Origin of the sequence: Mycobacterium sp. ACS4331 (assembly GCF_001667265.1) — a bacterium.
Taxonomy (GTDB): Bacteria; Actinomycetota; Actinomycetes; order Mycobacteriales; family Mycobacteriaceae; genus Mycobacterium.
The window spans coordinates 1-11,879 of sequence record NZ_LZHW01000051.1 but is presented as its reverse complement, the minus strand read 5'-3'; the positions used below and the strand labels follow the sequence as shown (position 1 = coordinate 11,879).

The 11,879-nt window shown below is 69.0% G+C and carries 7 protein-coding genes and 1 tRNA gene; 3 read left to right on the top strand and 5 right to left on the bottom strand.

Annotated features, from left to right (window positions below; translation table 11 throughout):
• Positions 1-128: 128 nt before the first annotated feature.
• Genes A5727_RS12500 through A5727_RS12490 form a run of 3 tightly spaced genes read left to right on the top strand, consistent with a single transcriptional unit; the run spans position 129 to position 4,598 of the window.
• A complete protein-coding gene (locus A5727_RS12500) occupies positions 129-1,502 on the top strand; it encodes a hemopexin repeat-containing protein (protein ID WP_068249471.1) in 1,374 nt (457 codons plus the stop codon).
• Complete coding sequence (locus tag A5727_RS12495; RefSeq protein WP_068249470.1) at positions 1,499-3,310, top strand: gluzincin family metallopeptidase; 1,812 nt, start codon at positions 1,499-1,501, stop codon at positions 3,308-3,310. Before A5727_RS12500 ends, A5727_RS12495 begins: the two co-directional genes overlap by 4 nt.
• 16 nt (positions 3,311-3,326) lie before the next feature.
• On the top strand, positions 3,327-4,598 hold the full coding sequence (locus A5727_RS12490; RefSeq protein WP_157521354.1) for a ComEC/Rec2 family competence protein: 1,272 nt from the start codon (positions 3,327-3,329) through the stop codon (positions 4,596-4,598).
• Positions 4,599-4,604: 6 nt separating this feature from the next.
• On the opposite strand, the gene A5727_RS12485 is transcribed toward A5727_RS12490, so the two are convergent.
• From A5727_RS12485 to A5727_RS12470, 5 genes are all read right to left on the bottom strand, one after another.
• Complete coding sequence (locus A5727_RS12485; protein WP_082949766.1) at positions 4,605-5,816, bottom strand: cytochrome P450; 1,212 nt, start codon at positions 5,814-5,816, stop codon at positions 4,605-4,607.
• Complete coding sequence (locus tag A5727_RS26975) at positions 5,813-6,448, bottom strand: TetR/AcrR family transcriptional regulator (protein WP_157521353.1); 636 nt, start codon at positions 6,446-6,448, stop codon at positions 5,813-5,815. The genes A5727_RS12485 and A5727_RS26975 overlap by 4 nt, the downstream gene beginning before the upstream one ends.
• A gap of 170 nt (positions 6,449-6,618) precedes the next feature.
• Positions 6,619-6,692: transfer RNA gene (locus tag A5727_RS12480), tRNA-Met, on the bottom strand.
• A 142-nt stretch (positions 6,693-6,834) separates the two neighbouring features.
• Positions 6,835-8,220: an FAD-binding oxidoreductase gene (locus A5727_RS12475; protein WP_157521352.1), complete on the bottom strand. Its 1,386-nt coding sequence runs from the start codon at positions 8,218-8,220 to the stop codon at positions 6,835-6,837.
• A gap of 100 nt (positions 8,221-8,320) precedes the next feature.
• Positions 8,321-11,740, bottom strand: a complete 3,420-nt coding sequence (locus A5727_RS12470; RefSeq protein WP_231992057.1) for an ATP-binding protein — start codon at positions 11,738-11,740, stop codon at positions 8,321-8,323.
• Positions 11,741-11,879 lie beyond the last annotated feature (139 nt).

Genomic DNA, 11,879 nt, shown 5'->3' with positions numbered 1-11,879 from the left:
GATTCCGGTGAGCCGGAACCGATGCCGGCGCATCGGGTAGCCGACTACTCGCGACCGGTACCCGTCGCCATGCCTAATCTCGGCCCACCAACACGCGACGCAGCCCGCGTCCAGACCCGGGGGGATCCATGTCTTACATCAGTTGCAGCATCAAGACACTGCCGACCGAACTCGCGGAGGAGGCGGCGGCCAAGGCCATTGAACTCAACCCGGAGAATGCGCCCACCGCGCAGGACCGGGCCGCGCTGGGGCCGGACCTGCCACTGTCGGCGATCACCGCACGCCGCTGGCCGAAGTCCGGCGTCCGGCTGACCGTCAGCTTCCTCGACAACCCCGGCGCCGATCTGCGCGCCCGCATCCTGTCCCACATGAACGCCTGGGGGGCCTGGTCGAATGTGCAGTTCACCGAGACCGCCGGCACCGGTCAGGTTCGCATCGCGCGCAAGGCCGGCGACGGCTACTGGTCCTACCTGGGCACCGACGTCCTGTCGATCGCGGCCAACGCGCCGACGATGAACCTCGCCAGCTTCAGCATGAACACACCGGAATCGGAATTCCACCGGGTGGTGCGGCACGAAACCGGGCACACGCTGGGCTTCCCGCATGAGCACCGCCGCAGGGCGATCGTCGACCGGATCGACCGGGAGAAGGCCATCGCCTACTTCATGCGCACCCAGGGCTGGAGCCGGGCAGAGGTCATCGAGCAGGTGTTGACCCCGTTCGACAACTCGGCGTTGATCGCGAGCGCGGTCACCGACCCGACGTCGATCATGTGCTACGGCCTGCCCGCCGAGATCATGAAGGACGGCATCGCGGTCCCGGGCGGTCCCGACATCAACAACCTCGACGCCACCTTCGCCGGACAGTTGTACCCCGGTCCGGTGTCACCGACGTCGATGTGGCCCAACGGCAGGGTGTATCTGTTCAAGGGCGACAAGTACGTGCGCTACAACGTCGCCGCGGACAAAGTCGACGCGGGATACCCGCTGCCGATCGCGGGCAACTGGCCCGGGTTCCCGGCCGACTTCGCCAGTGGGATCGATTCGGGCCTGCTGTGGACCAACGGCAAGGCCTACTACTTCCGCGGCAACCAGTACATCCGCTATGACGTCGTCAACGACCGGGTGGACGCCGGCTACCCGCGGCCCATCGCCGGCAACTGGCCGGGGTTGTGGGCCGACGGGATCGACGCGGGCGTGGTGTGGCCCAACGGCAAGGCCTACTTCTTCAAGGGTTCGCAGTACATGCGCTACGACATCGCCTCCGATCGCGTGGATCCCGGCTATCCGAAGCCGATCGCCGGCAACTGGCCGGGCCTGCCCGCGGCGTTCGCGCAGGGCATCGATGAGATCGTCGTATGGCCGGGCGGCAAGGCCTATCTGTTCAAAGGCTCGGAGTATGTGCGTTACGACATCGCGGCCGACCGTGCGGATTCCGGCTATCCGCTGCCGATCGACCCGCACTGGCCCGGCCTGTGGAGCAGTGGAGTCGGCACACGATGAGCACTGCGCACATCGGCGGGCCCAGGCTGGAGACACCCCGGCGACGGCGGCTGCGGACCTTCGCGTTCGACCCGATGTCCACCCGCCTCTCGGGCCGGCACCTCACGGTCAGCGTGCCCTACGAGACGGGGCTGAAACCCGGCCCGCGTGGGCAGGCGGTGGAGGTCGTCGACTACAACCCGGTGCACGACACCTGGTCGGCGATGATCGATCTGGACGATCCGTTCGTCCTGGCGCACGACGGCATGGAACCCGCCGAGGGCGATCCGCGGACACACCAACAGATCGTCTACGCCGTCACCACCGGCGTCCTGGAGCGCTTCGAGCGCTATCTGGGACGCCGGTTCCGGTGGCGCGGCGACAGACCCCTCCGCCTGGTGCCGCACGCGTTTGAGGGCCGCAATGCGTTCTTCGATCCGAAACGGAAAGCCGTGTTGTTCGGCTACTTCCGCGCCGATACGAACGATCCCGGGGCGAACCTGCCGGATCAGATGATATTCACGTGCCTGTCCTCGGACATCATCGCCCATGAGGTCACGCACGCGATTGTGCACCGGTTGCGGAGGTACTTCTCCGAAGCGACCAACCGGGACGTGTTGGCGGCGCACGAAGCGTTCGCCGACCTGATCGCCCTGTTCCAGCACTTCACCCATCGCGACGTGGTGTTCGACGCGGTTACCACGACCGAGGGCACCCTCGAGCGGGGCGGCGTGCTCTTCGACCTGGCCGACGAATTCGGTCGGTCGACGGGGCGCGGTGAGGCGCTGCGCAGGGCCATCGACCCCAAGGTCCCACGCGAGGAACAGCGGACACCGGCGAGGTTCCGCGCCGCGACCGAACCACACGAACGCGGAGCCTGTCTTGTGGCCGCGGTGTTCGACGCCTTTCTGGATCATTTCGAGGCATCGGTCGCCGATCTGAGGCGGATCGCCAGTGGCGGCACCGGCATACTGCCGCCCGGGCGTCTGCATCCGGACCTGGTGAACCGGGTGACCACCGAGGCCGTACGCTCGGCCGATCGGCACCTGGCCATGGTGGTGCGTGCCTTCGACTACCTCCCGCCGGTGGACGTCACGTTCGGTGACATCGTCCGAGCGATCGTGACCGCCGATCATGCTCTGTACCCGGAGGATTCGCTGCGGCTGCGGGCCGGGCTGGTGGAGTCACTGCGTCGCCGCGGCATCTGGCCGGCGCAGGTCGCCTCGCTGAGCGAGGAGGCGCTGCTGTGGCCGGGCCCAATTCAACCGTTGAGCCTGTCCCCCGACGTCCCGGTGGCCGATCTCGTTCTCGAGGCGACGATGAACCTGGACACCGACAGCAGATCCGGCGAGGGCAGACCGGACGTCTATCCGAGCCTCCAGGCCTGGGCCGTCCGCAACGCGGTGGCGTTGGGACTTGACCCGGATTCGGGATCACCCATTGCGGTCGAAAGCGTGCACGTCACCTTTCGGCTAGCCGACGATCGGCAGCCTCGACCCGAGGTGGTGATCCAATTGGTCCAGCGCCGTGAGGATCTCGAGAACCAACTGCAGCCGGGCCTGCCGGAGGCCGCACGCACCCCCCTGCGCGCCGGCACCACGCTGATCGCGCGGGTCAGCGGTGACGTGATCCATGTGGTCTCCAAGCCGCTGCCTTTCACCGTCCCACCGACGGGCGACGCTCAGCTGTTCCATTACCTGGGCACCGAGCGGTTGCACAACCTGCAGAACTGGGTCGGCCAAGTCGACGACGACGACCCACTGGCCCCGTGGCTGGCCGAACCCGGCGTCAGTCGGCTCACGTTCGCCAATCTGCACTTCAACGACTGACGGAGGTGGGGAGAAGATGGGCGGGAAGAAAGTTGAAATCCGCATGTACAACGTGGGTTTCGGCGACGCATTCCGGATCACGGTCCGCGACGGCACCGAGGTGTGGCGGATGCTCATCGACTGTGGCAGGCATGCCCAGAGCAGCGACGCGCCGCCGATCGCCGAGACCGTGCGTGCCGTGATCGCCGACCTGACCGAGGACTGCGACGGCACACCGCATCTCGATGTCCTGGTCGCCACGCATCGTCACCAGGACCACATCTGCGGGTTCGCCTGTGACGAGTGGAAGGACGTCGCCGTCGACACGGTGTGGCTGCCCTTCGTCGAGGATCTCGACGATCCGGATGCCACAGCGCTGCGCGCCAAGCAGGACAGGGCGGTGACTCAGTTGGAGGCGCTCATCACCACCCGTCTGGCCCTGGCCGTCGAACGCTCCGGTGAGTCCCGTCGGCTCACAGCGGCGCAGGCGTTCCTGGCGAACTCGCGCGGCAACGCCGCGGCCATCGACCGGCTGTTGGGCCGCAACGGCAGCGGGTTCGCCGGACCGCACGACGTGCGGTTCTTCCCGAAGCCGGACACCAGCGACGACGTCGTGGAGGTCGGGCGGTGTGGGATCGTCGCACATGTGCTGGGCCCGTCCCGTGATCCCGCGATGCTCAAACGGATGGATCCGCCCTCGAGCGCGGGCTGGCTGCGCCTGAATCTCGACGACGACACGACGCCTCCGGTGAACAACGGCCGGCCCCTGTTCGCGCCTCAGTACACCATTGCGCGCGAGAGCGTTCCGGCGGAACTGCTGGCCGCACAGAAGGCCCTCGCACTGTCGGCGGTCAGTGACGACGTGGGCCTGCTGACCGCGGCGTCGGTGCTGGAGCAGTCGGTCAACAACACCAGCCTGTTCTTCGTCCTCGACGTGGACGGGTTTCTGATGCTCTTCCCCGGGGACGCGCAACACGGCGCCTGGGAGCACGTCCGCAGCGACCCCTCCTGCGAAGAGCTCATCAACAGCGTCGACTTCTACAAGGTGGGCCACCACGGCTCTCACAACGCCACCCCGAAGGATTTCGTGCTGGACGACTGGCTCAACAAGGGTGACGCGATGGTGCCGTGGGGAATGGTCAAGCGTTGGCAGGACACCATTCCCAAGCGGGAGCTGCTCACCGCGCTCAAGGACACCCACCACGCCGTCGTGCTGCCGACTCCCGCCGAACCCGCGGCCGACGACGTGCCGCCGCGGGGGAAGTTGGAGCGCAGCGAGCGCTGGGCTCAGCTGACGTTCACGGAGTAGGCGGGGTCATCCCTTCGGCCGGGCGGTGATCCGCACGGGCAGCGAGTCGATTCCGAGACCGACGTTGTGCACCGGTCCCCCGCCGGCCCACACCGCGGGCCCGACCCGCTCGATGTCGTAGTCGGCGAGGGCGGCGAACACCACCTGCACCTCCTTGCGGGCGAGGTTTGCACCGAGGCAGTAGTGCACCCCGCCACCACCGAAGGACAGGTGCGGGTTGGGTGTTCGCCGGACGTCGAACCGGAACGGATCCTCGAACACGGCCTCATCCCGGTTGCCCGACGGGTACCAGAACAGCACCCGATCGCCCTCCTTCACGTCCTGGCCGCCGATCGTCACGTCGGTGGTGGCGGTGCGACCGAAGAACAGCACCGGACTGGCCCAGCGGATGGCCTCGTCGGCCGCTGTCGCGGCCACCGTGGGATCGCGGCGCAATTCGGCCAACTGGTCGGGATTGTCCAGCAGCGCGACCAGGCCCTGCGACAACGCGTTCCGGGTGGTCTCGCTGCCGGCCATGGCCAGGATGATGAAGAACATCTCCAGTTCGAAACCGTCGAGTCGGCTGGCGAGTTTGGTCCACACGTCGTCGGTGGGATGGGCCCGTTTGTCGGCGGTGAGTCGCTGCGCGTACTCGAAGAGTTCGACCTGCAGTGCGAGCTGGTCCTGTTCGGAGAAACCGTTGGACGGGTTGGCCGTTCGCAGAAGCCTGTCGACACGCTCGAACACCCACGGCCGGTCGGACTCCGGAATGCCGACGATGTCGGAGATCAGGTGCATGGGCACCTGATAGGCGACGTCACCGACGAAGTCGCAGGTGTCACCGGCGGCCGCGGCCAGAACGTCTCGGGTCCGGGTGGCGATCAGCTGCTCGAGGCGGCCGATCATCCTGGGCGTGAACTCCGAGGTGATGATGCGGCGCATCTCGGCCTGCTCGGGCGGGTCCATCGACACCAGGGTGGGGCCGGCCTCCAACAGTGGGTCCGGCGCCATCATCGGTCCGCCCGCGGCGGCGAAGGTCTTCCAGTCGCGGTTGGCCTGCTGGATCTCGGGGTGAGTGACGATGGACCAGAACGGAATCGGCGGAATGCCCGGCCTGCCCTCGACCGCCTGGTGGCGGTGCACAGGGCCGCGATGGCGCAGTTCGGTGAAGAGCTCGTGTGGGAAGCCCTCCGAATACAACTGTGGATCCGTCAGGTCGACATCCAGGACGTGAGTCACGGCTTCCTCTCGGGTTCGGGTGAACAGCTTCGGACTGCTTGGTCGATCAGCGCGCGGATGGCGTCGGCGTCGGTCGGCTCGCCGAGCAGCAGCCGCCGGTACACCAGGGCGCCGGCGAGCATGTCCACGAGCGCGTCGGCGTCGGTGTCGGCGGGGATGTCGCCGCGCTGCCCCGCCCGTTGGACCGCCTCGAACGTCTGCTGCCGGCACCGTCGGGCGAAGGTGCGCACCGTGGACCGGATCGACTCGTCGGTGCCGGCCTCGGCCAGCAGCGACGGCAGGATGGCGGAGAGTTCGGGCTGCGTGAGCATCTCGGCGATGGGCAGCAGTGCCGCGAACAGGTCCTCGACGAAGGACCCGGTGTCCACGCCGTCGGCGGGCCGGGTGATGCAGCTGGCGACGTACTGGAACAGGTCGTACTTGCTGGACCACCGCCGGTAGATCGAACCGCGGCCGACGCCCGCCCGCGCCGCGATCCCCTCGATCGTCGCGCCGGTCCAGCCCTTGGCGGCGGTTTCGGCGATCGTGGCCTCCACGATCGCCGCGTCCAGTCGGTCGTCGCGGGGACGCCCGCGCCGGGGGGCGTCGCGTTTGGCCCTCGTCGGCGCGGCGATCGGCACGTTGCTCGGCACGGGGTCAATAGTGAACCAGACGTTTCCGGAATTCAAGAGTTCCGTAATAGTGGGCGCCGCCGCCGAGGGAAGCTGGGTCAGGGTTCCGGGGGGCACCGCTGCGACGAAGGTGCTTGCGGCGGAATGGAAAATGGCCCCCAGGCTTTCGCCTGAGGGCCACTTCCTACTAGTAGCGGGGACAGGATTCGAACCTGCGACCTCTGGGTTATGAGCCCAGCGAGCTACCGAGCTGCTCCACCCCGCGACGGGTGAACACTAGGTTACTGACGCTGCGCCGAAGCTCCAAATCGACTGGTCAGAGGCCGTTTCCGGGCCCGCGAGCGGCCGGATCTGTACGCACCCCGCGGCGTGTTCACGTACAGACACGGCCTCTCGCGAGACGGAGGTCACAGGGGGTAGCGGGCCACCTGGCCGCTCCGCAGGACGCCGGCGGGGTCGTAGCGCTCCCCCAACGCGGCCAGCTGGTACAGCGTGTCCTCGTCATAGCAGCGCGCCAGTCGGGCCGCGTCGGCCGCGGGCGCGAAGTTCGGCAGCTGCCCGCCGGTCGACCACTGCCCCGCCGCGGCGATCACGGTGTCCGCGTGGGCCGCGACGGCCTCGGCGATCTCGGGTGCGGGGGCGCCGATGGTGGTCAGCGTGAACGCGGCGTCGCGATGGCAGAACGCGCTGCGATGCCGCGGCGCACGCGCGAACGCCCCGCCGAGCTGGCGCAGCTCGACGATCACCTGCATGCTGCCGCTGCCGGGCCCGGCGACGGCCAACAACGCATCGACAGCCTCGGCCGGAAGCTCGTGCAGCAGAGCGTGATTCTCATAGGTGGGCATCGGGTCCGCCGGATCAGCGTGCACCGCGGCGATCGCCGCGTACGGCATCACGCTGACCGCGTCGATCAGCGGGTCGGCGGCCTCTCGCATGGGCATCAGCAGACGCTGTGCCTCCTCGACGTCACCGAGGGCCACATACCGCACCGCGACGGTCATCCGGCCGGCCAGCGGCGGCGGCACATCGGGCATCTCGGGCAGCTGAAGCACTGCCACCGACGTGGTCACCGACTCGGGCAGATCCGCGCACCAGCGACGCCACTGATGCAGCACCGCGGCCGCATCTGCACCGTCGAAATACAGTGCGCCACCGTAGAACTCACGAATCGGCAACAGTTCGAACTCAACTTCGGTGACGATGCCCAACGTGGCCTTGCCGCCGCGCAGACCCCAGAACAGGTCGCTGTGCTCGGCGGGAGTGACCCGCAGGACCTCCCCCGAGCCGGTGACCAGCTCGAAGGCCCGAACGTAGTCCGCGGACACCCCGAGACTGCGCACCAGCGGGCCGATCCCTCCGCCGGTGAGGAAACCCACCACACCGACACTGGGCGACGAGCCGCACAGCGGCGCAAGGCCGTACGGCGTGGCCGCGTCGATCACCTGCTGCCAGCGCACCCCGGCCCCGACACGGGCGAAGCGGTTCAGCGCGTCGACGGTGCAGCTGGTCAGCTGCCCGGTGTGCACCAGGATCGCGTCCTGGCCCACGGGCACCGCGCCGTGCCCGGTGGACTGCACCACCACCTTGAGGCCCGAGCGGGTGGCGAACCGCATCACCTCGGCCACGTCCTGCGCCGACTCGACGAACACCGCGGCTCGCGGTGATACGGGCACGGCCACGTTCCAGGGCTGGATGCGCTGATAGTCCGGGTCGCCGGGCACTGCGACGGTGCCGGAGATGCGGCTGCGCAGATCGTCGGCGAGCGCGTCATCGGTGACGGACATGAGGGTCATTTGGTCACTCCAGAAGGTCAGGGAACGAATTGCCCCAACTCTGGCGGGCTGGCCTTGGTGAACCCTTGGTCCGCGGACGCCAAGAATTCTCCAAGTGTTGCTAAGCCAGTGCGCGGGCCAGTGCGGCCACCGACTGCATGCCGATCCGGTCGGCCTCGGAGGCGATCGACGCCAAACGGTCGGCAACGTCCTCCCCAGCCGCAGCATCGAGTTCACAGAGCAGCAGGGCGCAGCGCAGCAAAGTCGGCACACCCCCGCTGCGCTCCGCCATCGCCTGGGCGTACGCGACGTCGGACCGCGCCGAGCCGGTGTCACCGAGCAGGGCGTGCAGTCGGGCCGTCGCCAATGCCACCGGCCCCGCGCTGCCGACCTGACCGATGGCGGCGATTCGCCCGGTGTGGGGACGCAGAGCATCGAGCAGTGCGGGGGCGAATTCGGGCAGTCGGTGGTCTGCACACAGGTGCGCCAGCAGTGTCGTGTGACCCAGGTGGGTCCAGACGTGCGGACCGACGTCGACGCCGACGGCGAGGATCTCGGCCGCCTCGGCGCGGGCCTCCTCGTCGCGGCGCAGCGTCAGCAGCATGCCCTTGGCCACCCTGATCACGTCGTCGGAGCCGATGTCTGCGTACGGTGCCAGCAGCGTCACCTCGTCGACGAATCCGCCGCGCTCCCGCAGCAGCGAGGTCGCCGCGATCAGACCGCTGCCGGCCTCGTAGAGTTCGGTCCGCTCGTGCACCTGCGCCGCAATGGTGTGGTGCCGGTGCGCTTCGGGGAAATCCCCGCGCCACACCGCGAGCACCGCCTCCATCCACCGCAGCTGGGCGCGCAGCACCGGAAGCCGAAGCTTCTCACTGCCCTCGATACCGGCCCGCAGGTGCCGTTCGACGGCGTCGAGGTCACCGAGGTTCATGGCCGCCATCGTCGCCACCGAGTGCGCGATGACGGTGTCCTCGCGACTTCGGCTGTGCCGCAGTGCGAGCAGCGTGTCGACCGCCTCCAGACTCGACGCACTGTGCTCGGCCACACCGGAATAGGCGACCAGACGCCCGAGCAGCGTATCCGCCAGCACGTCCGGATCCCCCAGCTCTGCGGCGAATTCCGCTGCCGTCGACAGGAGTCCGGCCGCCACCGTGGCGTCCGGGAGGTAGCACATCCCGATTGCGAGCGCGGCACGGACCCGTGCCGCTGCCGCCCTGTCGTCGTGAATCTCCTCCACGGCCCGCATCAGGAGTCCGATCAACTCCGTTGGGTCGCTGCCCGGCGCCAGCCAGGGCCATCCGCCGCTGACCCGGATGAGCGCTGCGGCCACCCGGCCCGCGGTCGCCGATCTGGACGACTCCAGCGCCTCAGCCAACCCCGTTGCCGCGGTGTCGAGTACCGTTTGACCACGGCCGGCCCGACCCAGCGCCTCGAGCATGGCGACCGTGAGAGCGTCGCGTTCGGAGTCGTCCCTCTCGGACGCAGGCAGCAGGTCATAGGCGTCCAGTGCGGCACGCCACCATCCCGCGGCGGTGTCCGAACTCCACTGTTCCGTGGCCTCCTCTGCGGCGGCGCGGCAGGCCTCGACCACCACCGCGGGTTCCACCAACGGCAGGGCGGCGATCAGATGCTGCGCGCGCCGGCTCACCGCATCACGGGAAGCACTGTCGGCCAAGACTTCCGCGACCTTGGCGTGCAGTCGTTGCCGGCGCAGGGCGGGCATCGAGATCAGCAGCTGTTCGCGCAGCAGGCCGTGGGCGAACTCGTAACCGGTGCTGTCGTGTGCGGAGATCAGGATTCGTTCGTCGGCCGCCTCGTCGAGGTGGTCGGCCAGGGTGTCGAGGTCCAGTCGCGTGGTCTTGGCCAGCACCGTGACCGCGGGCCCGTCGAGCGTCTCGGCGATGACGGCGGCGGCCCGAAGCACCTGCAGTACAGCGGGATCCAGGTTGGCCAGGCGTCGTTCCAGCACCGACTTGACCGCAGAGGGGATGTCGCCGGCCTCACGCTCCTCACGCGGCAGGCGGGCGTACTCGGAGACGAAGAACGGGTTGCCCCCCGTGCGGTCGGCCAACACCTCGGCCTCGGCGTCGCTGAGCCTGTCCTCGGGCGACTCCGCGACATGGTTGGCCAGCATCGCCACCTCGCGGGGGGCCAGCGCGGGTACGTCGATGCGGCGATTGCGGTCACCGCGCGCGACAGTCGCCAACAGGCGGCTCAGCTCCGTCCCATGGTCGCCGTCGCGCACTGTGACGATCACGGCGACGGGCTGTTCCCGCAGTGCGCCAGCGAGATACGACAGACAGCTTGCCGAACTGGAGTCCGCCCACTGCGCGTCGTCGATCACGACCGCGAGCGGGCCCTGGTCTCGCAGCAGGGTGTGGATCTTCTCGTAGATGCTGAACCGGGCACTGTCCGGGTCGACACCGTCGGGGACCTGCAGCACGTCGTCGGCGTCGGCACCCACCGCCCGCACCAACTGGCGCATCGACCACCACGGTGGGGTGCCCAGTTCGTCGGGACAGTTGACCCACACCACCCGTCCACCGGCGGCCGCGAAGGTGGCCGCAGCCTCTTCGGCCAGGCGGGTCTTCCCGATTCCGGGCGGCCCGGTGAGCACCAGCCACCTGACGGAGCCCCGGATGGCTTCGGCGACCAGCCTTTTCACGACGGCGACTTCGCGGTCTCGGCCCACCAGCAGAGACTGCGGACCGACCGGCGCCGGCGCTTCGACAGTGCTGCTGCTCGGTGTGACGACGGCGTCGGCGCCGGACCAGGCCGGCAACCGCGGCCAGGCCGCCAGTTCGGGTGACTGCTGCAGCACCGCCGTCTGCAGGTCGCGCAGTTCGGTTCCGGGGCGCAGCCCGAGTTCGGCGTCGAGGTGGGCGGCGTGCTCGGTGTAGACGGTCAGTGCCTCGGGTCCGCGACCCGCGCGGTACAGCGCCAGCATGTGCAGCCAGCAGGCGCGCTCCCGCAGCGGCTCGTCGGCGCGCAGTTCGGCGGCGTCCTCGAGCGCTTCGGCGATGCGCCCCAGCGCCAACAGCGCGGTGACGCGGTTCTCGCGACACTCGGTGTGCAGTTCGTCGATGCGGACGGCTTCCTCGCGCACCCAGGGTTCGTCGCCCAGATCGGCCAGCAGACCACCACGCCACAGGCCCAGTGCGGCGGAGGTGGCGTCGGCCGCGGCCCGCCATCGTCCTTCCGCCACGGCGTGTCGGGCGGCCACGCAGTGGTCGCTGAACTCCACCAGGTCGAGGTCCTCGGACGCCAGGTAGTACCCGGGGGCCTGCCGCACGATCGCCGCGGCAGCGCCCTCCTCGCTGCGCAGCGCCTTGCGCAGATTCGAGATGTAGGCCTGCAGGCTCGCGGTCGCACTGCCGGGTGCATCGTCACCCCAGACGGCGTCGATCAGCCGGTCGGTGGAGACCACCGCGCCACGCGCGAGCAGGAGTACGGCCAGCACGGCGCGCTGTTTGGGCGGGCCGATGTCGACGCGACGCCCGTCGTGCACCACGTGCAGCGGACCGAGCAGGAGGTAGCGCACCCGCTGAGTCTAAGGACACGCCCCGTGCCACGCCGAGCGTCCGCGTTTGTACGCGTTCGACGGGGCGGATTCAACCGGTCGCTGCGGTGTATGCGGACGGGTCTGACAGTAGTCGGTCGAGTTCTTCGGCGGGTGTGCG

Coding starts and splice junctions, on each gene's coding strand:
- A5727_RS12500 (WP_068249471.1), top strand. CDS start 129: ATGTCTTACATCAGTTGCAGCATCAAGACACTGCCGACCGAACTCGCG.
- A5727_RS12495 (WP_068249470.1), top strand. CDS start 1,499: ATGAGCACTGCGCACATCGGCGGGCCCAGGCTGGAGACACCCCGGCGA.
- A5727_RS12490 (WP_157521354.1), top strand. CDS start 3,327: ATGGGCGGGAAGAAAGTTGAAATCCGCATGTACAACGTGGGTTTCGGC.
- A5727_RS12475 (WP_157521352.1), bottom strand. CDS start 8,220: ATGACCCTCATGTCCGTCACCGATGACGCGCTCGCCGACGATCTGCGC.